The sequence below is a fragment of the Actinomadura napierensis genome (assembly GCF_039529375.1).
Taxonomy (GTDB): Bacteria; Actinomycetota; Actinomycetes; order Streptosporangiales; family Streptosporangiaceae; genus Spirillospora; species Spirillospora napierensis.
The window spans coordinates 238,930-260,811 of the sequence record NZ_BAAAMR010000001.1 but is presented as its reverse complement, the minus strand read 5'-3'; the positions used below and the strand labels follow the sequence as shown (position 1 = coordinate 260,811).

The window sequence follows — 21,882 nt, the reverse complement described above, 5'->3', positions numbered from 1 at the left end:
GTTGCGGACGAGGACACATCCTATGGCGATCCGGACCCGGCCTCCGCGTGCTGACCACCAGTGGTCCCCGGGCGGCTCCGGCCCCCGGCTCAACCCGAGCCGCGGCGCGGCCGGGCGTGTTGGGCCGCCAGCCTTACCGGCGCGTTGACGGCACCGTATCCGCGGTAGTCGCCGACGCGCTGGACGATCTCCAAGAACACGCGCCCGGTCGTCTCGGTATAGAAATGCAGGAACTCGCCCTGCCCGTCCCGGTCGTAAAGGAGATTCAGCTCGCGGAGAAGCCGACGCCTTTCCGCGCCGAGGTCGTAGCGAGCCTCGAGATCGTCGTAGTAGTTCGCCGGAATGGAGAGCATCTCGGCCCCTGACGCCCGGAACCGCCGCGCGGTTGCCACGATGTCCCGGCTGGCGAAGGCGACATGCTGCCAAGCCAGGTCGTGCGACCCGTCGTGCGCGCCGACGTAGGCGACATTGAGCGCCACGCGCACCGCGCCGTCCTCGGTGGACACCGCCCGGCTCCGCATGAGGCCGTACGGGTCGGGCAGTTCGAGGCTCTCATGGGGGCGAAGCCCGAGAACGCTCCGGTAGAACAGCGACGCCTCGTCGAAGTGATGCCACGGCTGGGTGAGCGCCACGTGGTCGATATGCGTGATCTCACCGGCGGCGGCATCGGCGCTTCGACGGTTCTCGGAGAAATCGTCGGTCCAGCTCGGATGGTCGGGACGGGCCGTCCGGCAGAAGAACACCTCGGTCCCGTCCGGCGCGGCGACGGCGTCCAGCGGAGCGTCATGTGGTCCCCGCATGCGCGGCAGGACCGGGGACAGCAGTGCCTCGGCGCGCTTCACCGACGCGGCCGGGTCCGGCGATTCCAGCCCGATCGCACCGAGTGCGGGACCGTCCGGGCTCTCCGCGCTCCCGCTGTTCACCAGCACGCGGGCCGTTCCCTGCTGCCAGAGTTCCACCGGCTTACCGGCGTGCGTGCCCACGCGGACGAATCCCAGAGCGTCCAGCAGGCCTCCGAGCGCGCCCGTGGGCGCGGCCAATTCGGCGAATGCGAATCCGCTCGGCACGACCGGAGGAGGCGGAGAGGTCAGCCCCGTCACCGAAGCGCCCGCGCGCACTCCCACCTGCTCCTCCAGCGCGATGAGCGAGCGCATGGCGTCCTGCGCTGTTCGCATGGAGGCCGCCTGCCGGAAGATGTCGTTGAACACCTCCAACGACAAGGGCCCGTCGTATCCCGTCCGCAGAACTTCCGCGACGAGCCCCGCCACATCCAGATCACCCTGGCCGGGGAAACACCGGTAATGGCGGCTCCAATGGAGCACGTCCATCGGCAGGGCGGGAGCGTCGGCGAGCTGGAGGAAGAAAATCTTGTCGCCGGGGATCGTGCGTATGGCATACGGGTCGACATCGCGCGCCAGGATATGGAAGCTGTCCAGGCACAGCCCCAGATTGGGGTGATCTGCCATCCGGACGATTTTCCAGGCGTGGAAATAGTCGCTGACGTGCCGTCCCCAGGCGAGCGCCTCGTAAGCGATCCTTATCCCGTGTTCCGCGGCGCGCTCCGCAAGGAGCCGGAGCTGCCCGGCGGCGAGCGCGTCATCGTCGATCGCGGCCGGGGACACGCTCGAGCACACCAGCATCCGCGTGGCGCCGAGGCGCTCCATCACCGCGAACTTGTGCTCCGCCCGGCGCAGCCCGTCCGCCAGCACGTCCGGCGGCACCGCCTCGAAGTCGCGGAACGGCTGGTACAGCTCGATGGCGAGCCCGAGGTCGGCCGCGCGCCGCCGCACGTCCTCGGGGCTCAGGCCGCTCACGAGCAGGTCGTTCTCGAAGATCTCCACCCCGTCGAAGCCGGCGCCGCCGATCGCCGTCAGCTTGTCCGCCAGTGAGCCGCTGAGCGACACGGTCGCGATTGACCTGCGCATACCGCGATGAGCCCCCTCTTAATGGACGAACTAGTACGTTAGCCTACATCGTTCATGTGACCCACGACACCGCGCCGCCGCGCCATCGGCGCGAAACCCGGGTCAGGCGTTGCGGGACTGCGGAAAGGCCACCGTGATGTCCAGGCCGCCTTCGGGGCGGGGACGGGGCGTGAGCGCGGCGTCGTGGGCGCGGACGATCGCGCGGACGATCGCCAGGCCGAGCCCGTGCCCGCCGTCATGGCGGATCCGCTGGGCGCCGAGTCGCTGGAACGGCTGGAAGAGGCGGTCCACCTCGTCGGGCGGGACGAGCGGCCCGGTGTTGCCGACCGTGACGACGGCCTGCCCGCCGGACACGGTCGTGGCGACCTCCACCCGGCCTCCGTCCACGTTGTGGCGGACGGCGTTGCCGACCAGGTTCGCCATCAGGCTCTCGGCCAGGGCCGGGTCGCCGGTGGCGGGCGCCGGGGTGAGGGTCGCGTCGATGCGGACGTCCCGCCGGTCGGCTGCGCGGCGGTGGTCCGCGATGACCTTGCGGGTGATGTCGGCGAGATCGAAGGGCTCCCAGCGTTCGATCCCGCGCTCGCTGCCGGCCAGGGTGAGCAGCGCTTGGATGAGGCGTTCCTGCTGATCGCCCCACTTCAGTGCCTTCTCGCAGGCCGACCGCAGCGACTGCGCGGTGGCGTCCGGTTCGGCGAGCGCGACCTGGAGGACGGTCCGCCCCGCGGTGAGCGGGGTCCGCAGTTCGTGGGAGGCGTTGGCCACGAAGTTCCGCTGCGCCTGGAAGGCCGCCTCCAGCCGCCCGAACAGGCTGTCGAGCGTCTCCCCGAGCTCCCGGAACTCGTCGCCGGGGCCGTCGAGGGCCAGGCGCTGGTGCAGGTTCCGGGCGGAGATGTCCTGGGCGGTCCTGGTGATCGTGCGCAGCGGTCGCAGGACCCGTCCGGCGATCAGCCGCCCGACCACGACGGCGAGGACGACCAAGACCGCGACCATCGCCACGCCCGCGACGTTCTGGCTCGCGTCGTGGGCGATGGTGCCGATGACGGACGAGTCCGCGGATCTGCCGCAGGACGGTGGACGGTGCGGAACGGACGGGGCGGCCGTGCACTCGCTCCCCACCAAGAAGTTCGGCTTGAAGATGACCGCGAGGGCGGCGAGGGCCGCGGCCGAGGTGCAGAACACGGCGGCGTACAGCAGGGTGAGCTGGGTCCGCAGCGTCCGCTGGGGCAGGCGCATCACGGCTCTCCGATCTGGTATCCGCCCTCCCGGACGGTGCGGATGACGGGCGGGTCCCCGAGCTTGGCCCGCAGCCGGCGCATGGTCTGCTTGACCGCGGTGGTGAAGGGGTCGGCCGCCTCGTCCCAGACGCGCTCCAGCAGTTCCTCGGCGGACACGACCCGGCCGGCGGCACCGAGCAGGCACTCCAGCAGCGCGAACTCCTTCGGGCTGAGCTCCAGGCGCCGCCCGGCGCGGAACGCGACCCGGCGGCCGGGGTCGCAGGTCACGTCACCGCGTTCGAGCACGGGGGGCAGCGAGGTCGCGGGGCGGCGGCCGAGGGCCCGGATGCGCGCGACGAGCTCGGCGAAGTCGAAGGGCTTGGGCAGGTAGTCGTCGGCGCCCAGGCCGAGGCCCTCCACCCGGTCCCTGACCGTGCCGGCCGCGGTCAGCATCAGCACCCGGCTCCCGGACCGGTCGGCGGCCTGCCGCCGGCAGACCTCGTCGCCGTGCACCCCGGGCAGGTCCCGGTCCAGCACCACGACGTCGTAGCGGGTGCACGCGAGGCGGTCGAGCGCGGCGTTCCCGTCGAGGGCGACGTCGACCGCCATGCCCTCGCGGCGCAGCCCGGTCGCGATCGCCGCGGCCAGGTCCTCGACGTCCTCGGCTACCAGCACTCTCATGATCGTCCGTGATCCTTCCGCGGCGCCGCCCGGCCCAGCGCGAGGGTATGCGGCCCGGCCCCGACGATGCCAGGCCGCGGGTATCAGCCGGGTTTCAGCCGCGGGCACCGTGCTGATACCGGCGCCGGCGTACAACCGCTTTCGACGCGAATGTTCACGAACCGGAAGGCGGCCGGATGAGCCAGGGGACGATCGAAGTGAGCGGCCTGCGCAAGCGGTTCGGGCCGACGACGGCGCTGGACGGCATGACGTTCACCGTCCGGCCGAGCCGGGTCACCGGATTCGTCGGCCCCAACGGCGCCGGGAAGTCCACCACGATGCGGGTGATCGTGGGCCTGGACGCGCCCGACGCGGGCACCGCGCTGATCGGCGGGCGGCCCTACCGGAGCCTGCGCCACCCGCTGACCCTGGTCGGGTCGCTGCTGGACGCCGCCGCCGTCCAGCCGAGCCGGAGCGCCCGCGACCACCTGCTGTGGCTGGCCCGCTCGCAGGGGCTGGCCGCCGGCCGGGTCGACGAGGTGATCGGGAAGGTCGGCCTGGAACGGGTGGCCCGGCGCAGGGCGGGCGGGTTCTCCCTCGGCATGCGGCAGCGGCTGGGGATCGCCGCGGCACTGCTCGGCGACCCGCCGGTGCTGCTGCTGGACGAACCGTTCAACGGCATGGACCCGGAAGGGATCGTCTGGATGCGCGGGCTCCTGCGGGCGCTGGCCGCCCAGGGACGCGCGGTGCTGGTGTCCAGCCACCTGATGGGCGAGCTGGAGGACACCGCCGACCACCTGGTGATCGTCGGCCGCGGAAAGGTGATCGCCGACCTCGGCGTGGCCGACCTGATCGCGACGGTGTCCGCCGGGCGGGTGGCCGTGCGGACCACCGCTCCGCCGCAGGCGATGGCCGTGCTGGCGGACGCGGGCGCCACCGTCGCGGCCACCGGCCGGGACACCCTGACCGTCTCCGGGCTGCCGGCCGAGCGGGTCGTCGCGCTGCTTGGCGCCGGCGCGGTGCCGTTCTCGGAGGTGTCGGCGCACCGCGCGACGCTGGAGGAGGCCTACCTGAGGCTGACCCGGGACGCGGTCGAGTACCGCGCCGAGCCGGCCGGGGAGGCCACGCGATGACCACGCCCACGATGACGCCGGACAAGCCGAGGGCACGGACCGGCCGCGCGGGGTTCGGTGCGCTGCTGCGGGCCGAGTGGACCAAGTTCCGCACCGTCCGGGGCTGGACGATCGGCATGGTCATCGCGGTGCTGGCCACCGCTGGGATCGCGTTACTCGACCACAGCTCGTGCGGCGGCGTGACCGCTCCGGGCGATGCGGCCGCCCCCGGCGCGGGCTGCTCCGCCCCGGTGGGGCCGGACGGCGAGGCCGTGACCGACGCCTTCTCCTTCGTGCACCGGCCACTGGACGGCGACGGCGGCATCACCGTCCGCATGGCCTCCCTCACCGCCGGGCGGGGCCCGGCCGGCCTGCAGCCGTGGTCGAAGGCCGGACTGATCGTCAAGGCGGGCACCCGCCCGGGATCGGCGTACGCGGCCCTGATCGTCACCCCCGGCCACGGCGTGCGGATGCAGTACGACTTCACCGGCGACATCGAGGCCTCGCCCGGCACCGGCTCGGCGGCGTCCCCGCGGTGGCTCCGGCTTTCCCGCTCCGGTGACGCGCTCACCGGTTACCAGTCCGCCGACGGAACCCACTGGAGCGCGGCGGGCACCGTCCACCTGCACGGGCTGCCGGCGACCGTGCAGGCCGGTATGTTCGCCGCCTCCCCGGCGTCCGCGCAGTCCGGCTCCGCGCAGTCCCTCGGCGGATCGGGAGGGGGCGGCGCCCGCACCCTGGCCACCGCCCGCTTCGACCACATCGACCTGCGCGGCTCGTGGCGGGGCGGCGCCTGGGCCGGTGCGAACGTGGGAGGCGGGTCCGGTGACGGCCCGTCGCCGGACGTCGGGTTCCATCAGGCCGCCGGCACCGTCACCGTGACCGGATCGGGGGACGTGGCGCCCTACGTGCCCGCGGTGGACGGAGGCGGCGTCGCCGTCGAACGGACCCTGCTCGGGGCGTTCGGCGGGCTGATCGCGGTGATCGTCGTGGCGACGCTTTTCATGACCGCCGAGTACCGCCGGGGCCTGATCGGCGTCACCTTCACCGCCGTCCCCGGACGCGGCCGGGTCCTGGCCGCGAAGGCCGTCGTGATCGGCTCGGTGACCTTCGCCGCCGGGCTCGCCGGGAGCATCGCCGCGGTCGCGCTCGGCGAGCGGCTGCTGCGCTCCAACGGCGACTTCGTCCTGCCGGTCGGCACGCTCACCGAGATCCGCGTGGTCGCCGGGACCGCGGCGCTCCTGGCCGTCGCCGCCGTCCTCGCCCTCGCCGTGGGCACGATCGTGCGGCACGGCGCCGCGGCGGTCACCGCCGTCGTCACCGCGATCGTCCTGCCGTACTTCTTCGCGTCCCCGCTGTCGGTGCTGCCCGCCGGAGTCTCGGACTGGCTGCTGCGGGTCACTCCGGCCGCCGCCTTCGCCGTACAGCAGACCACCCCGCACTACCGGCAGGTGGACGCCCCCTACACACCGGGCAACGGCTACTTCCCGCTACCGCCGTGGGCCGGCTTCGCCGTGCTGTGCGGCTACACCGTGCTCGCCCTGGTGCTGGCCGCCGTCCTGCTGCGCAGGAGGGACGCATGAGCCGCGCCCTGCGCGCGGAGTGGACGAAGCTGCGCACGGTGCCCAGCACCATCTGGCTGCTGCTCGCCGTCGTCACCGCGACCGTGGCGCTGGGTCTCGTGGCGGACGCGGCGGCCCGGTGCCCGTCCGCGGGCTGCCACCTGGATCCCGCGCGGACCGGCCTGACCGGGATCTACCTCGGCCAGGCGATCGTCGTCGTCCTCGCCGTGCCGGCGATCAGCGGCGAGTACGGCAGCGGCATGATCCACCTCACCTTCGCCGCGATGCCCCGCCGGACCGTCGTCCTGGCCGCCAAGGCGGTCACCGTCACCGGCCTGACGCTGTCGGCGGGCATTCCCGCCGTCCTGGGATCCTTGCTCGCCGGACGGCTCGTCCTGCCCGGCCACGGCTTCACCGCCGCGCACGGCATCCCACCGTTGTCACCGACCGACGGATCGGTGCTGCGCGCCGCCGTGGGATCGGTCCTCTACCTCGGGCTGATCGCCCTGCTCAGCCTGGGCGTCGCCGCCGCCGTGCGCGACGCCGCGACGGCCATCGGGACCGTCCTCGGCCTGCTCTACCTCCTGCCGATCCTCACCACCGTGCTCGGCGGCTCCGACCTGGCACGGCACCTCCGGCAACTGTCGCCGATGACGGCCGGGCTCACCGTCCAGGCCACCACCGACCTGCGCGGCCTGCCCATCGCCCCCTGGGCGGGCCTCGGCGTCCTCGCCGCCTGGGCCGCCGCGGCGCTCCTCGCCGGCGGGCTGCTTCTCCACTTCCGCGACGCCTGACCCCGCCCTCGTCCCGTCGGGACCGCCACCTTGACCGGCGGGGGGACGAGGCGCACAATCCTAACCATGTCGGTAGGAAATATAGAAAAGACGCCTCCGTCGCATCTGACGACCGTGTCCGATCCGGTCCAGCGGCTGTACTTCGGCGGCTCGTCCGCGGCGGCGGGGCCGGTCGCGGCCGAGCACGCCGATGTGTACCTGACGTCCGGTCCCGGCGCCGGTCACACCGCGCTCCTGCCGAAGGAGGGCTCGCGATGACCGAACTCGGCCTGGACCTGCGCCGGGTCTACGGCGCCTACCCGACCGGCGTCGCCGTGGTCGCAGGCCTGGTCGGCGGGCGCCCTGCGGGAATCGCCGCCAGTTCCTTCGTCCCAGTATCGCTCGACCCGCCTCTGGTGTCGGTGTGCGTCGCGCACACCTCGACGACCTGGCCACTGCTGCGCGAACTGCCCCGCATCGGCATCAGCGTGCTCGGCGCCCACCAGGAGCACGTCGGGCGCAGGCTCGGCGCCCGCACGGGCGACCGGTTCGCCGGCGTCGACTGGCGCGCCACCCCGGACGGCTGCGTGCTCGTCGAGGGCTCGTCCGCCTGGTACGAGTGCACGCTGGAGGAGCAGTTCCGCTCCGGCGACCACGACATCGTCCTCTTCCGCGTCCACGACCTGGACGCCGCGTCCGACGTCCCGCCGCTGGTCTTCCACGCCAGCGCGTTCCGCCGCCTGGGCTGATCCGGCGGTGGAACGTTCGAAACCCACGTCCCGGCCGGGACGCGGGCTTCACCGGCGGCCGGGCCGATGTGATTTCATACTTAATTGGTTGGTATTGACGAGAACATGGCCGGAGGCTTACGTTCGCGGTGATCCGGCCACCGGTGATGGGAGAGAGCCCCGTGAGAGTGACGTCGAGCCCGTGGAGAACCGCCGCCGTCCTGGCGGCCGCCCTGGCGGCGCCGACCGCGTGCGGCTCCGGCGGCGGCGCGTCCGGCGCCGCCGGCGGGGCGCCCCGCACCGGTGGGACGCTCACCTTCGCGGTGGGGTCGGACGCCGGCTGCGTCGACCCGCAGCAGGTCGGCAGCAACGACACCATCTACTCGGTGCGGCAGTTCGTCGACTCGCTCACCGACCAGGACCCGTCCACCGGCAAGATCGTGCCGTGGCTCGCCAAGAGCTGGGATGTCGGCGACGGAGCGCGCAAGTTCACCTTCCACCTGCGGCCCGGGGTGACCTTCAGCGACGGGACCGCGCTGACCGCGAAGGTCGTCAAGGCCAACTTCGACGCCATTCCGAAGCTGGGCGCGCTGGGCGTCCTGGCCGAGGGGTACCTGAGCGGATACGAGGGCACCACGGTCGTCGACGACCTCACCGCCGAGGTGCGGTTCAAGCAGCCGAACGCGCAGTTCCTGCAGGCCACCGCCACGCATTCGCTGGGCATCGAGGCGGAGGCCAGCGTGCGCAGGACGCCCCAGCAGCGGTGCAGTGAGGGCATCGTCGGGTCCGGGCCGTTCACGCTGTCGAAGTACGTGCCGAACCAGTCCATCGCGCTGGCGAACCGCAAGGGCTACGCGTGGGGGTCCTCGCTGTGGAAGAAGCAGGGCGCCGCCTACCTCGACCGGCTCGTCTTCAAGATCCTTCCCGAGTCGGGCGTCCGGACGGGCGGGCTGCAGTCCGGGCAGGTCGACGCCATCGGGAGCGTCGGCCGGGCCGACGAGTCGGCGCTGAAGGCGTCGGGGGTCCGGCTCTTGGCACGTGCCAACCCCGGCGTCGTCTTCGGCGTCTCCCCGAACAACGCGCGTCCTCCGCTGGACGACGAGAAGGTCCGCAGGGCGATCACGCTGGCGGTCGACCGGAAGCAGGTCGCCCAGACCGTCTTCCCGTCCGGGACGCGGCCCGCCACCAGCGTCCTCGCGCACACCACGCCCGGATACACCGACGCCGGGGCGTCGCTCGCCCTCGACCAGGCGCAGGCCAAGGCACTGCTGGACTCCGCCGGCTGGACGGCCGGCAGCGACGGCGTCCGGCAGAAGGGCGGCAAGAAGCTGGCCCTGACCGTCACCTGGTTCGCCAACGCGGCCACCAACAAGCCGGCACTGGAGCTGCTCCAGCAGCAGCTGAAGGCGGTCGGCGTGCAGCTGGTCCTGCAGGAGAAGCCGATCGCGCAGCTCACCCAAGTTCAGCGGTCCGGGGCGTTCGACCTGCTGTGGGGGAACGTCACCCGGGCCGACCCCGACATCCTGCGCAGCTCGTTCTCGACTCGGCTCGCCAACCTCTACAAGCTCCCGGCCACCGGCCTGGACGGCCTGCTGGACGGCCAGGCCGCCGCGTCCGACCAGGCCGAGCGGTGGGAGCTGGTGGCCAAGGCGCAGCGGGACATCGTCCAGCACGCCTACACGATCCCGGTCGTGGAGCTGCAGACCGAACTGGGCGTCGCGAAGAAGGTCCACGGCGTGCTGTTCGACGCGTCGAGCCGCATCCAGCTCCACGACGCCTGGATCGGCTAGAGGGCATCGCGGCGGGCTTCCGGAGAGAGGTGAACCGATGCGACGTTATGTGGCCCTGCGCCTGGCGCAGGCGGCCGGGGTCCTGTGGGCGGCCTACACGCTGTCGTTCCTCGTCCTCGACCTCCTGCCCGGCGACCCCGTCTCGGCGATGGCCGGGCAGGGCGCCGACCAGGCGGGGATCGACCCCGCGCAGATCGAGCGGCTGAAGAGCGAGTACGGCTTCGACAAGCCGATCCCGGTGCAGTACCTCGACCACCTCGGCAAGGCGCTGCGCGGCGACTTCGGCGACTCGGTGTCCACGGGACGGCCGGTGACGTCGGTCATCGGCGACGCGCTCCCGCAGACGCTCCAGCTGGTCGGGGCGGGGCTCGCGCTCGCGGTCCTGCTCGGCGGCGGCCTCGCGATGGCGGCGACCTACACGTCCCGGCGATGGCTGCGGCAGCTGCTGCTGTCGCTGCCGCCGCTCGGCGTGTCGGTCCCGACGTTCTGGGTCGGCCTGATGCTCGTCGAGGTGTTCTCGTTCCAGGCGCGGCTGCTGCCGGCGTTCGGGAACGGCGGGCTGCGCGGTCTCGTGCTGCCCGCCGTCACCCTCGCGATCCCCACCGGAGCGGTCGTGGCGCAGGTCCTGTCCAAGAGCCTGCTCACCACGCTGGACGAACCGTACATACAGACCGCCCGGGCGAAGGGGGCCGGACGGCCGCGGATCCACCTGCGGCACGCGCTGCGCAACGCCTCCCTGCCGGCCTTGACCGTGGTCGGGATCCTCGTCGGGCAGCTCATCGCCAACTCGGTCGTGATCGAGACGGTCTTCTCCCGCAACGGCCTCGGGCGGGTCACTGCCGGCGCGGTCACCACCCAGGACATCCCGGTGGTGCAGGGCGTCGTGGTGTTCGGCTCGCTGGTCTTCGTCCTGGTCAACCTGATCGTCGACCTCGTCTACCCGCTGCTGGACCCGCGGATCGCCGCCGCGTCCGGCCGGCGCTGGAGTCCCGCATGAGCAGCACCCTCGACAACGGCATCGCGGCCGAGGCGGTCCTCGGCGTCCCGGTGGCGCCGGGCGCGCCGGACGCGCCCGGACCGGCGGTCCGCCGCCGCGCCGGAGCCGCCCAAATCGCGCGCTTCCTCCTGCGACGTCCCGGTCTCGTGCTGTCCATCGCCGTGATCGCGGCGGTGGTCCTGGCGTCGTTCTGGCCCGCCCTGTTCACCTCGCGCGACCCGCTGACCGGGGTTCCGGCGCAGAGCTTCCGGGCGCCGGGCGGCGGGCACTGGTTCGGCACCGACGAGCTCGGCCGCGACCTGTACTCCCGCGTCGTGCACGGCGCGGCGCTGTCGCTGAAGGCCACGCTGATCGCCGTCGCGGTGTCGTTCGCCGTCGGCGGGCTGCTCGGCCTGCTCGCCGGGTTCGCCGGCCGCTGGATCGACGACGTGCTGATGCGGTTCGTCGACGTGCTGCTGTCCATTCCCGCGCTGTTCCTGTCGCTCGCTCTGGTCACCGCCCTCGGCTACGGCACGGTGAAGGTCGCCGTGGCCGTCGGGGTCGCGAGCGTCGCGACGTTCGCGCGGGTCATGCGGTCGGAGGTGCTGCGGGTCCGGCAGGCCGTCTACGTCGAGGCGGCCCGCTCCTGCGGGACGCGCTGGTACGGCGTGCTGGGACGGCACGTCCTGCCGAACGCGATCGGCCCGGTGCTGGTGCTGGCCACCCTCGACTTCGGCACGGCCGTGCTCGCGGTGTCGTCGCTGAGCTTCCTCGGATACGGCGCCGCGCCCCCCGCACCCGAATGGGGGACGCTCATCTCCGACGGCCGCAACTACCTCGCGAACGCCTGGTGGATGACCGCGCTCCCGGGGCTGACGATCGCCGCGACCGTGCTCGCGACGAACCGGATCGCGCGGGCGCTCGACGGCGAATGGGCGAGGCGGCGATGAGCGGCCAGGACGCCCCGGTCCTCGAGGTCACCGGCCTGTCCGTCTCCTACGGGACCCGCACCGGCCGGGTGGAGGCGGCCCGGGACGTGAGCCTGGACGTGCGGGCCGGCGAGATCGTCGCGCTGGTGGGGGAGTCGGGGTCGGGCAAGAGCACCACCGCGCACGCCGTCACCCGGCTGCTCGCCGACAACGCCTCGCTCGACGCCGGGCGCATCGCGTTCGGCGGCCGGGATCTGGCGGCCCTGTCCGAGCGGGAGCTGCGCACCGTCCGCGGCGCCCGGATCGGCCTCGTCCCGCAGGACCCCGGCGTCTCGCTGAACCCGGTGAAGCGGATCGGCGAGCAGGTCGCGGAGGTGCTGCGGCTGCACGGCCTGGCCACCCGCCGCTCCGCGCCCGCCGCCGCGGTCGAGGTGCTGGACCGCGCCGGAATGCCCGAGCCGGGGGTCAGGGCGCGGCAGTACCCGCACGAGCTGTCCGGCGGGATGCGGCAGCGTGCGCTGATCGCCATCGCGATCGCCGCCGAGCCCGAGCTGATCGTCGCGGACGAGCCGACCAGCGCCCTCGACGTCACCGTCCAGCGCCGCATCCTCGACCATCTCCAGCACCTCACCGAGGAGCTCGGCGCCGCGGTGCTGCTGGTCACCCACGACCTCGGCGTCGCGGCCGACCGCGCCCGGCGCATCGTCGTGATGTCGCGCGGCCGCGTCGTCGAGGCGGGGCCTTCCCGGCAGATCCTCGACGACCCGCAGGACGACTACACGCGCCGCCTGCTGCGCAGCGCGCCCAGCCTCACCGCCGTCCGGCCGCGCCTCCGCCCCGTCGCCGCGCCGCCGGAGCGGTCGCCCGGGACCGAGGAAGCGGTGCTCGTGGCAGCCGAGCATCTCGTCAAGGAGTTCCCGCTGCCGCGGGGCCGGACCGTCCGCGCCGTGGACGACGTGAGCCTCACCCTGCACCGCGGCCGGACGCTCGCCCTGGTCGGCGAGTCGGGATCGGGCAAGTCGACCACGGCCCGGATGATCCTGCGGCTCGTCGAGCCGACCGCCGGACGGATCGTCTTCGACGGCGAGGACGTCACCTCCGCGGGCGGGGCGGCGCTGCGGGGGCTGCGGCGCCGCGCGCAGCTCGTCTACCAGAACCCCTACGCCTCCCTCGACCCCCGCTTCTCCATCGGCGAGGTGATCACCGAACCGCTGCGGGCGTTCCGCATCGGCGACCGGGCGTCCCGCACGGCCCGCGCCCGCGAGCTGCTCGACCGCGTCGCGCTGCCCGCCTCGACGCTGGAGCGCCGGCCGGCCGAGCTGTCGGGCGGGCAGCGGCAGCGGGTCGCGATCGCCCGCGCGCTCGCGCTGCAACCCGACCTCGTGGTGTGCGACGAGCCGGTCTCGGCGCTGGACGTGTCCGTCCAGGCGCAGGTGCTGGAACTGCTCGCCGAACTCCAGGACGGCACCGGGGTGGCGTACCTGTTCATCTCCCACGACCTCGCCGTCGTCCGGCAGATCGCGCACCGCGTCGCGGTCATGAAGGCCGGGCGGGTGGTCGAGACCGGCGCGACCGGCGCCATCTTCGGCGGACCGGCCCACGACTACACCCGCGAACTGCTCGCCGCCATCCCCGGCGGGACCACGCACACCGACGACCCAGCCACGCTGCTCACGAAGGAGCGGACATGACCGCACAGACCACCACGAGCACGGTGACCGACCGATTCGCCGAGGAATGGCGCGCCTGGCACACCGCGCACGAGGCGCACCTGGCCGACCCGCACGGCTTCCTCGCGATCACCGGGCTGCACTGGCTCGACGAGGAACCGCGCCGGTTCCCCGGCGCACCGGGCCTCTGGTGGACGGGGGCCGAGGGCGTCATCGTCGTCCTCGGCGACGGCGAGGAACTCCTCGTGGACGGCGAGCCGGTGCGCGGCGAGCACCGGTTCGGCGTGCTGCCCGAACGCGGCGGCGTCACCCCGCTGTGGGGCGACGCGGCGATCGAGGTGGCCAAGCGGGGCGGGCACGACATCGTCCGGCCGCGCCACCCCGGCCACCCGCTGCGCACCTCCTTCCGCGGCACGCCCGCCTTCGCGCCCGACCCCCGGTGGTCGGTCACCGGCCGCTACGTCCCCTTCGGCGAGCCGCGCCCGACCACCGTCGGCGCCGCCGTCGAGGGGCTCCAGCACGTCTACGACGCCCCCGGCCGGATCGAGTTCGAGCTGGACGGCCGGCCCCTCGCCCTCACCGCGTTCAACGGCAAGGAGCCCGGCGACCTGCTCGTTCTCTTCACCGACGCGACGTCCGGCGTCACCACCTACGCCGCCAACCGCGCGCTGTTCGTCCGGGCGCCCGCCGCGGACGGCACGGTGACGCTCGACTTCAACCGCGCCCACAACCTGCCCTGCGCCTACACCGGGTTCGCCACCTGCCCGCTTCCGCCCGCCGAGAACCGGCTGCCGGTCGCGGTCGAGGCGGGCGAGAAGATCCCCTACGAGCGCGGCTGACCGATGAGCGCGATCCGTTCCCTGTCCTTCCTCACCCCCGGCAACTACCCCGACGACGACCCGCGCGCCGGCCTGGAGGCGACGCTGCGGCTGTTCGAGTTCGGCGAGGCCGAGGGGTTCGACGGCGCCTGGATCCGGCAGCGGCACCTGGAGCACGGCGTCTCGTCGGCGGCGGTGTTCCTGGCCGCCGCGAGCCAGCGCACCGGCCACGTGGAACTCGGCACCGCGGTGATCCCGATCGGCTACGAGAACCCGTTCCGGCTCGCCGAGGACCTCACCACCGTCGACGTGCTGTCCGGCGGGCGGCTCCAGGCGGGGTTCAGCACCGGCATGCCGCACGCGGAGCTGCTGGGCGACCTGGTCCACGACGGCGACTGGCGCGGCTACGACCTCGCCTACGGCCGGATCGCCCGGCTGGCCCACCACCTGCGCGGCGAGTACCTCGGCGGGCCCGACACCGTCGTCCACTCGCCGGGCAACGTGCAGCGGCCCCGGCTCCAGCCGCACAGCCCCGGCCTGACGGACCGGCTCTGGTACGGCGGCGGCAGCCTGCGCTCGGTCCGCTGGGCCGCCGAGCAGGGGCTGAACCTGCTGACCGGCAACATCGTCCAGGGCGAGGGCACCGACGACTTCGTCGCGGCGCAGCTCGCGCTGATCGCCGAGTACCGCCGGCTGCTGCTGCCGCCGGACCGGCCGGGCCGGATCGCGCTCGGCCGGGTGATCGTCCCGCTGGACGGCGCGGACGCCGCGACCCGCGAGCGCTACCGGCGCTACGCGGCGGCCCGGCACGAGCGCACCCTCAAGCCGATGGGGGAGCGGCGGATCCTGTTCGCCCCCGATCTCGTCGGCACGTCCGACGAGATCGTCGAGCGGCTGCAGGCCGACGCCGCCGTGTCCGCGGTCTCCGAGCTGCGCCTGGAACTGCCCTACGAATTCGACGAGCACGACTACGAGCAGATCCTCTACGACGCCCGCACCCTGATCGCGCCCCGCCTCGGCTGGCGTCCCGCGACGTCCGGTGTGGGCTCGGCGGGGATCCCGGCCTGACAGAACGATTGGTGAGACATGGCATTCCTCGTCCTGGTGGGAAATCCACGACCGCAATCACGGACGCTCCAGATCGCGCGGCAGGCCGCCGCGGCGGTATCCGAAAGGGTCGGCGATAGCGGCGCGGCCGACGTCGTCGACCTTTCCCTTCTCGCACCCGGACTGCTCGAACCCGCCCCGGCGCCCGAGGTGGTGAGCGCCTTGGAGCAGGTCGTCGCCGCGGACGTCCTGGTGGTGGCGAGCCCTACGTACAAGGCGACTTACACCGGGCTCCTGAAGGTGTTCCTCGACCGGCTTCCCGGCGGCGCGCTCGCGTCGACGGTGGCGCTGCCGCTGCTGGTGATGGGCGATCCCAAGCATTCGCTCGCGGTCGAGGTGCATCTGCGTCCGCTCCTGGTGGAACTGGGCGCGACCGTTCCGACGCCCGGCCTGGCATTCCTGGAATCGCAAGTGCCCGACGCCGCCGGGGTGCTCGGCGCGTGGGCCGATCTGGTCGCCCCGCAGGTGTCCGCCGCGCTCGCGCAGCGCAAGGCCGCAGGAGTCGCATAGTGCCCGCGAAACAGATCCATCTGGCGGCCCATTTCCCCGGCGTCAACAACACCACCGTGTGGTCGGATCCCCGGTCGGCCAGCCAGATCGACTTCGGTTCCTTCGTCCACCTCGCCGAGACCGCCGAACGCGGCAAGTTCGACTTCTTCTTCCTCGCCGAAGGGCTCCGGCTGCGGGAGATGAAGGGACGCATCCACGACCTCGACGTGGCCGGGCGGCCCGAGTCGCTGACCGTGCTGTCCGCGCTGTCGGCCGTCACCACCCGCCTCGGCCTCGCCGCGACCGTCAACTCCACGTTCAACGAGCCCTACGAGGTGGCCCGCCGGCTCGCCACCGTCGACCACCTCAGCGGGGGCCGCGCCGCCTGGAACGTCGTCACCAGCTGGGACGAGTTCACCGGCGAGAACTTCCGCCGCGGCGGCTTCCTGGCCGAGGCCGACCGCTACGCCCGCGCCGCCGAGTTCCTGCGCACCGCCCGCGAGCTCTGGGACTCGTGGGCGGACGGCGACCTGGTCGCCGACCCGGAGGCGGGGGAGTTCGCCCGGCCCGGCGCCGGCGCGTTCGCGCACCGCGGCGCGCAGTTCGACATCGCCGGCCGGTTCAACGTGCCGCGTCCGCCGCAGGGCCACCCCGTGGTCATCCAGGCGGGCGACTCGTTCGAGGGACGCGAGTTCGCCGCCGCGGACGCCGACGTCATCTTCAGCCGCCACGGCACGCTGGAGGACGGCCGGGCCTTCTACAAGGACGTCAAGAGCCGGCTCGCCCGGTACGGGCGGCGCCCGGACGACCTGAAGATCATGCCGGCCGTCACCTACGTGCTGGGCGACACCGAGCAGGACGCGGCCGAGCGCGCCGCCGAGATCCGCCGCGCGCAGGTCTCGCCGCAGAACGCCATCGCGTTCCTGGAGGGCTACTGGGGACGGGACCTGTCGGCCTACGACCCCGACGGGCCGCTCCCCGACGTCGAACCCGACCTCGACGAGGGCGTCTCGAAGGGCCGCGCGCAGTTCCGCGGCGACCGCGGCGAGACCGTCCGCAAATGGCGGGCGCTGGCCGCCGAACGCGGCTTCAGCATCCGCGACCTGGTCATTGAGGCCACCGGACGGCAGACGTTCGTCGGCACCCCGCGTTCGGTCGCCGACCGGATCGACGAGTTCGTGCAGACCGACGCCGCCGACGGCTTCGTCTTCGTCCCGCACCTGACACCGGGCGGCCTCGACGACCTGGTCGAGCACGTCGTCCCGCTGCTGCAGGAGAAGGGCGTGTTCCGCACCGACTACACCGGGCCCACGCTGCGCGACCACCTCGGTCTCCGGGTCCCGCACGCCCATTCGGGCCGATCGGAAAGGGAGGCGTCATGACCGGCCTGCACCTGTCCGCCGCGCTCAACGACGCCGGCTGGCACCCGGCCGCCTGGCGCGACCCCGCCGCCCACCCCGAAGCCCTGTTCACCGCCCGCCACTGGACGGACCTGGCCGCCGAGGCCGAGCGCGGGCTGCTCGACTTCCTCACCATCGAGGACTCCCTCGGGCTCCAGTCGTCCGACCCGACCGCGCCCGACGACCGAACCGACCAGGTCAGGGGCCGGCTCGACGCCGTCCTGCTGGCCGCCCGGCTCGCGCCCGCCACGTCGCGGATCGGGCTCGTCCCGACGACCATCACCACGCACACCGAGCCGTTCCACGTCTCCATCGGCATCGCCTCCCTGGACTACGCGAGCCGGGGGCGCGCGGGCTGGCGGCCGCAGGTCGCCGGCGCCCGGCTCTCCGACGCCGCCCACTTCGGCCGCCGCACCTTCCCCGAGTTCGACCTGCCCTGGTTCGCGACCCCGGAGGGAAAGGCGTTCAGCGCCGAACTGTTCGGGGAGGCCGACGACTTCGTGGAGGTGGTGCGGCGGCTGTGGGACAGCTGGGAGGACGACGCCGAGATCCGCGACGCCGCCACCGGCCGCTTCCTGGATCGCGACAAGCTGCACTACATCGACTTCGAGGGCGCTCATTTCAGCGTCCGCGGGCCGTCGATCACCCCGCGCCCGCCGCAGGGCCAGCCGCTCGTCACCGCGCTCGCCCACGACGTCCACCCGTACGAGTTCGCCGCCCGCGGAGCCGACGTCGTCTACGTCACCCCGCACTCGCGCACCGACGCCGTCACCATCATCGCGCAGGTCCGCGAGGCGGAACGGACCGTCGGCCGGGCCGGCGACCCCCTGAAGATCTTCGCCGACCTGGTCGTCTTCCTGGACGAGGCGCCCGGCGCCGCGTTCGCCCGCAAGTCCCGCCTGGACGACCTGGACGGCGCCGTCCTCACCTCCGACGCCGAGATCTTCGCCGGCACCCCCGGTGAGCTGGCCGACCTGCTGCTCGACTGGCGCGACGCCGGCCTGGACGGGTTCCGGCTCCGCCCCGGCGTCCTCCCGTCCGACCTCGCCGCGATCACGCGCGGCCTGGTGCCCGTCCTGCAGAGCCGCGGCGCGTTCCGCGACCGCTACGACGCCGCGACCCTGCGCGGCCATCTCGGCCTGTCCCGTCCCGCCAACCGCTACGCGGCGACATGAACCGGGGAGGCGCCCGTGACACCGCTGTCCGTCCTCGACCTCGCGCCGGTCCCCGAGGGCGGCTCCGCGCGCGACGCTCTCCGCAACACCCTCGACCTGGCCCGGCGGGTGGAGGCCGCCGGCTACCACCGGTACTGGCTCGCCGAGCACCACCTGGCCCCCGGTGTGGCCAGTTCGGCGCCGCAGGTCCTGATCGAGGCGGTCGCCGCGGCCACGTCCCGCATCCGCGTCGGCTCCGGTGCCGTGCAGACCGGCCATTGGACGCCGCTGTCCATCGTGGAGCAGTTCGGCACCATCGACGCGCTGCATCCCGGCCGGATCGACCTCGGACTCGGCCGCTCCGGGCAGCGGCGAGCCGAGGCCGCCCGCCGCGCGGCGGCCCCGCCCCCGCCGGCCCGCGAAGCCCGGAAGGCCACGGTGGTGGACGGTCTGCTCATCCCCGAGCCGTTCGACCTCACCAGGCTCGCGAAGTCCCCGGTGTTCGACCTGCACGGCGCTCTGCTCCAGCAGCCGGGCGCCGAGACGCCCGACTTCGCCGGCATCGTGGACGACATAGCCGCACTGATCGGCGGCACCTACGCCAAGGGCGCGACCGAAGCGCACGCCAATCCCGGTGAGGGCGCCGAACTGGAGCTGTGGATCCTCGGCAGCAGCGGCGGTGAGAGCGCGCGCGTCGCGGGCGAGCGCGGGTTGCCCTTCGCGGCGAACTACCACGTCAGCCCGTCGAACGTGCTGGAGGCCGTCGAGGCGTACAGGGAGGCGTTCAAGCCGTCGGACGTGCTGGACGAGCCGTACGTCGTCGTATCAGCGGACGTCGTGACGGCGCCCACCGACGAAGAGGCCACGGAGCTGGCGTCGCCGTACGCGCTGTGGGTGCACAGCATCCGGTCCAGTCTCGCGGCGATACCGTTTCCCACGCCCGCGCAAGCCGCCGCGCACCGGTGGCGTCCCGAAGACCGGGAGTTGGTCGCCGACCGCGTGGACACGCAGTTCACCGGCGCACCCGAAACCGTTGCCAGAAGTCTGCGGACCCTTCAGCGCGTCACCGGCGCCGACGAACTGCTCATCACCACGATCACGCACGATCACGCCGACCGCGTCCACTCCTATGAGCTCCTGGCCGACGCGTGGAACCGCGTGGCCGGCGACCCGTGATCCTTGCCGCCTCGCCGGTGTTCACGCGGGCTCCCGCGGTTCCCGGGCGACGGGGCCGGTGACGTCCATGCGCAGGCGGGTCAGCGTCGAGGTCCTGATCCGCCACGCGCCGCCGGCCTTCTCATAGGTCTCGTGGTAGTGGCCGAAGCCGACCAGTTCGCCGCCGTCGGCCCATTGGATCCGGTCCTCCATCGCCCAGATCCCGGTGGCGGTGGAGGGGGAGGTGAGGGTGATCTCCGGTGTGTGGCAGTGGTGCACGGTCACCTGGCCGTTCAAGGTCTCCCTGAGGAAGGCCATGAAGGTGTCGGCGCCGGTGACCACGCCGCCGCCGGAGCCGGTGGTGTCCACCACCACGTCGTCGCTGAAGACATGGCGCATCGCGTCCCAGTCCTTGGTGTCCAGCGTGCGGCAGTAGCGGGCCTTCAGCTGCTTGATCGCCTCGATGTCGTCCACGGTGCCTCCGGTCAGGAACGGGGCGCGTGGCGCGAGGCCTGGGTGGGCAGGTCGGCGTAGGTCACGATGCCCGGACGCGCCGCCACCACGGCCGGGATGGCGTTGACGACCGGCATCGCGGTGATGACCGAGCCGATGGCGAGCATGTCCTCCATGCTCATCGACGCCATGTCCTGCGGGAGCACCTCCACCCGCATGTTCACCCGCGGATGGCCCCGCACCTCGATGAGGTAGGCCATCGCGACGTCCCAGGCGGGGTCGAGGTCGGGCGTGACGGTCCAGCGGACGTGCGCCTCGACGGCGTCCGCGCCGCCGGAGGCGCCGATCCACCGGACGTCCAGCCCGGCGACGGTGCCGCTCCTCACCTCGCGCCCGGGGATGTCCAGGTCCTTGGTGGCGTGGGCGAACGCGACCTCGCAGCGGACGTCGTCGAGCGCGGTGCCGAGGAGCTCGGCGAGGGCCTCGACGGCGTCGCCGAACGGGGCCGTGGCCTTCCTGACGTCGTCGGCGTGCCCGGCGTCGCCCGCCGGGCGTCCCCAGCCGAGGTCGTCCTGGTTCGCGTCCGCGGCCCACAGGCCGATGTCGAACGACTCGAACACCGTGACGTGGTCGACCTGCCGGCAGACGCCCGAGGCGACCGCGGCCAGCTGGTCGGCGTAGCCGGGGTTGACGCCGCTGCCGAACAGGCTCGCGTTCCCCTCGCGGGCGGCCTCGTCGAGCGCGGCCCGCGCCTTCTCGCCGTAGGCGCGCCCGGTGAGGAACGACGCGGTCGTGAGGACGTTGATCCCCGCCCGCAGCAGCCGCTCCAGGTGCTCGACGTCGGGATGCAGCGGCATGTAGAGGACGCAGTCCGGCGCGAGTCCGATGATCTCCGCGATGTCGTCGGACGCGAGGACCCCGACCGGGCGGCCGAGCCCGGCGAGGTCGCCGGCGTCCCGGCCCGCCTTCTCCTTGCTGTGGGCGTACACGCCGACGAGCTCCAGGTCGGGGCGCTCGACGACGGCCGCGAGGGACTGGCGTCCGATGTTGCCGGTCGTCCACTGCACCACGCGGATGGGGCGGTCGGGCGTGCGTTCCACGGTGCCTCCCTGGCGAGGGATCGCCCGAAGCGGCGGCCACTGGCCACGGCACGCCCCGTGCGGACGTCCCATCACTCGCTGGCGTCGCCTCACCCTAGGCATGAATTCTGACCACGGTCAACATTCTGTCGATCACCGGCCTCGATAGTCTGTCTTGGTATGAGGGAGAACGAAGCGGCCGACGGCCGTGCGACGCGTGCTGACCAGGGTCAGCGACGGACGAACCTGGCGCAGTCCCGCTCCCGCGAGACCAGGCACGCGCTCCTGCAGGCGGCGATCGCGCTGTGGCGCACCAAGGGCTTCGCCGGCACCACGGTGGCCGACATCTGCCAGGCCGCGGGGGTCTCCAAGGCGCTGTTCTACTTCTACTTCCCGCGCAAGGAGGACGCCCTGCTGGAGGCCGGCTTCCTGTCCACCAGGGACGCGCGGCAGAAGTGGCGCGAGCTGGTCGCCCAGCCCTACGACCTGTTCGAAGTGATCGCCGCGGTGCTGGCCACGCTGGAGCGGATGATGCGCCGCAACCCCCCGGAGCTGCTCGTCGAGACCACCCTGGAGGGGTACCGGGCCGAGCAGCGGGCACTGGCGGAAGGCTCCTCGCGGGAGCACCACGCGACCCGGTTCCTCTTCCTCGAACTTCTGGAACGTGCCCGGGCCGATGGGAAACTCCCACCCGGCGCGGACGTGCTGCACATCGCGCGCGTCGCCCAGACGCTCCTGGAGACCGGCACCCGGCACTGGGCCGCCGGAGAGTACGGCGAGCGCGGCCTCGCCGAGGTGGTCGGCCACGACATCACGGCGTTCATCGTCGGCTGCAACGAGATCGGACAACGGACGCCGTAGCCGACTGGGATTCCGTGGTGTCTTCTC

General features: G+C 73.1%; 21 protein-coding genes. 16 read left to right on the top strand and 5 right to left on the bottom strand.

Features of this window, described 5'->3' with window-relative positions; all coding sequences use genetic code 11:
* Positions 1-89 precede the first annotated feature (89 nt).
* The 3 genes from ABD296_RS00930 to ABD296_RS00920 all read right to left on the bottom strand — a co-directional run bounded on the left by ABD296_RS00930 (position 90) and on the right by ABD296_RS00920 (position 3,820).
* Positions 90-1,925: a bifunctional sugar phosphate isomerase/epimerase/4-hydroxyphenylpyruvate dioxygenase family protein gene (locus ABD296_RS00930; RefSeq protein WP_344260244.1), complete on the bottom strand. Its 1,836-nt coding sequence runs from the start codon at positions 1,923-1,925 to the stop codon at positions 90-92.
* 102 nt (positions 1,926-2,027) lie between these two features.
* A complete protein-coding gene (locus ABD296_RS00925) occupies positions 2,028-3,158 on the bottom strand; it encodes a sensor histidine kinase (RefSeq protein ID WP_344260242.1) in 1,131 nt (376 codons plus the stop codon).
* Positions 3,158-3,820: a response regulator transcription factor gene (locus ABD296_RS00920; protein ID WP_344260240.1), complete on the bottom strand. Its 663-nt coding sequence runs from the start codon at positions 3,818-3,820 to the stop codon at positions 3,158-3,160. Before ABD296_RS00920 ends, ABD296_RS00925 begins: the two co-directional genes overlap by 1 nt.
* A 176-nt stretch (positions 3,821-3,996) precedes the next feature.
* On the opposite strand from ABD296_RS00920, the gene ABD296_RS00915 reads away from it, so the two are divergent.
* The 15 genes from ABD296_RS00915 (at position 3,997) to ABD296_RS00845 (ending at position 19,483) form a co-directional block, all read left to right on the top strand.
* The gene (locus ABD296_RS00915; protein WP_344260237.1) at positions 3,997-4,932 is read left to right on the top strand and encodes an ABC transporter ATP-binding protein; all 936 of its coding nucleotides are present in this window, start codon (positions 3,997-3,999) and stop codon (positions 4,930-4,932) included.
* Complete coding sequence (locus ABD296_RS00910; RefSeq protein WP_344260235.1) at positions 4,929-6,494, top strand: ABC transporter permease subunit; 1,566 nt, start codon at positions 4,929-4,931, stop codon at positions 6,492-6,494. The genes ABD296_RS00915 and ABD296_RS00910 overlap by 4 nt, the downstream gene beginning before the upstream one ends.
* The gene (locus tag ABD296_RS00905) at positions 6,491-7,267 is read left to right on the top strand and encodes an ABC transporter permease (RefSeq protein WP_344260233.1); all 777 of its coding nucleotides are present in this window, start codon (positions 6,491-6,493) and stop codon (positions 7,265-7,267) included. The genes ABD296_RS00910 and ABD296_RS00905 overlap by 4 nt, the downstream gene beginning before the upstream one ends.
* A 114-nt stretch (positions 7,268-7,381) precedes the next feature.
* Positions 7,382-7,525, top strand: coding sequence for a hypothetical protein (locus tag ABD296_RS00900; protein ID WP_344260232.1), 144 nt, complete (start codon positions 7,382-7,384; stop codon positions 7,523-7,525).
* Positions 7,522-7,995, top strand: coding sequence for a flavin reductase family protein (locus ABD296_RS00895; RefSeq protein WP_344260230.1), 474 nt, complete (start codon positions 7,522-7,524; stop codon positions 7,993-7,995). Before ABD296_RS00900 ends, ABD296_RS00895 begins: the two co-directional genes overlap by 4 nt.
* Positions 7,996-8,156: 161 nt before the next feature.
* Positions 8,157-9,764, top strand: coding sequence for an ABC transporter substrate-binding protein (locus ABD296_RS00890; RefSeq protein ID WP_344260228.1), 1,608 nt, complete (start codon positions 8,157-8,159; stop codon positions 9,762-9,764).
* A gap of 37 nt (positions 9,765-9,801) precedes the next feature.
* Positions 9,802-10,761, top strand: a complete 960-nt coding sequence (locus ABD296_RS00885; RefSeq protein WP_344260226.1) for an ABC transporter permease — start codon at positions 9,802-9,804, stop codon at positions 10,759-10,761.
* The gene (locus tag ABD296_RS00880; protein ID WP_344260224.1) at positions 10,758-11,690 is read left to right on the top strand and encodes an ABC transporter permease; all 933 of its coding nucleotides are present in this window, start codon (positions 10,758-10,760) and stop codon (positions 11,688-11,690) included. The genes ABD296_RS00885 and ABD296_RS00880 overlap by 4 nt, the downstream gene beginning before the upstream one ends.
* A complete protein-coding gene (locus tag ABD296_RS00875) occupies positions 11,687-13,360 on the top strand; it encodes an ABC transporter ATP-binding protein (RefSeq protein ID WP_344260222.1) in 1,674 nt (557 codons plus the stop codon). Before ABD296_RS00880 ends, ABD296_RS00875 begins: the two co-directional genes overlap by 4 nt.
* Complete coding sequence (locus tag ABD296_RS00870; protein WP_344260220.1) at positions 13,357-14,178, top strand: DUF1684 domain-containing protein; 822 nt, start codon at positions 13,357-13,359, stop codon at positions 14,176-14,178. The genes ABD296_RS00875 and ABD296_RS00870 overlap by 4 nt, the downstream gene beginning before the upstream one ends.
* 3 nt (positions 14,179-14,181) lie before the next feature.
* Complete coding sequence (locus tag ABD296_RS00865; RefSeq protein ID WP_344260218.1) at positions 14,182-15,225, top strand: LLM class flavin-dependent oxidoreductase; 1,044 nt, start codon at positions 14,182-14,184, stop codon at positions 15,223-15,225.
* A gap of 18 nt (positions 15,226-15,243) precedes the next feature.
* Complete coding sequence (locus ABD296_RS00860) at positions 15,244-15,774, top strand: NADPH-dependent FMN reductase (RefSeq protein ID WP_344260216.1); 531 nt, start codon at positions 15,244-15,246, stop codon at positions 15,772-15,774.
* Positions 15,774-17,135 (top strand): NtaA/DmoA family FMN-dependent monooxygenase, encoded by a 1,362-nt coding sequence (locus tag ABD296_RS00855; protein WP_344260214.1) that lies wholly within the window; start codon positions 15,774-15,776, stop codon positions 17,133-17,135. The genes ABD296_RS00860 and ABD296_RS00855 overlap by 1 nt, the downstream gene beginning before the upstream one ends.
* Positions 17,132-18,328 carry an LLM class flavin-dependent oxidoreductase gene (locus ABD296_RS00850; protein ID WP_344260212.1) on the top strand — a complete coding sequence of 399 codons (1,197 nt, stop codon included), beginning with the start codon at positions 17,132-17,134 and terminating at the stop codon, positions 18,326-18,328. The genes ABD296_RS00855 and ABD296_RS00850 overlap by 4 nt, the downstream gene beginning before the upstream one ends.
* A 15-nt stretch (positions 18,329-18,343) precedes the next feature.
* A complete protein-coding gene (locus ABD296_RS00845) occupies positions 18,344-19,483 on the top strand; it encodes an LLM class flavin-dependent oxidoreductase (protein ID WP_344260210.1) in 1,140 nt (379 codons plus the stop codon).
* Positions 19,484-19,504: 21 nt separating this feature from the next.
* Here the strand turns inward: ABD296_RS00845 and ABD296_RS00840 are convergent, their stop codons facing one another.
* Together ABD296_RS00840 and ABD296_RS00835 are read right to left on the bottom strand one after the other, a co-directional pair.
* Positions 19,505-19,936, bottom strand: coding sequence for a nuclear transport factor 2 family protein (locus tag ABD296_RS00840; protein ID WP_344260208.1), 432 nt, complete (start codon positions 19,934-19,936; stop codon positions 19,505-19,507).
* An 11-nt stretch (positions 19,937-19,947) separates the two neighbouring features.
* Positions 19,948-21,015: an NAD(P)H-dependent amine dehydrogenase family protein gene (locus ABD296_RS00835; RefSeq protein ID WP_344260206.1), complete on the bottom strand. Its 1,068-nt coding sequence runs from the start codon at positions 21,013-21,015 to the stop codon at positions 19,948-19,950.
* Positions 21,016-21,174: 159 nt separating this feature from the next.
* Between ABD296_RS00835 and ABD296_RS00830 the strand changes: the two genes are divergently transcribed.
* Positions 21,175-21,855 carry a TetR/AcrR family transcriptional regulator gene (locus ABD296_RS00830; protein WP_344260204.1) on the top strand — a complete coding sequence of 227 codons (681 nt, stop codon included), beginning with the start codon at positions 21,175-21,177 and terminating at the stop codon, positions 21,853-21,855.
* Positions 21,856-21,882: the final 27 nt, after the last annotated feature.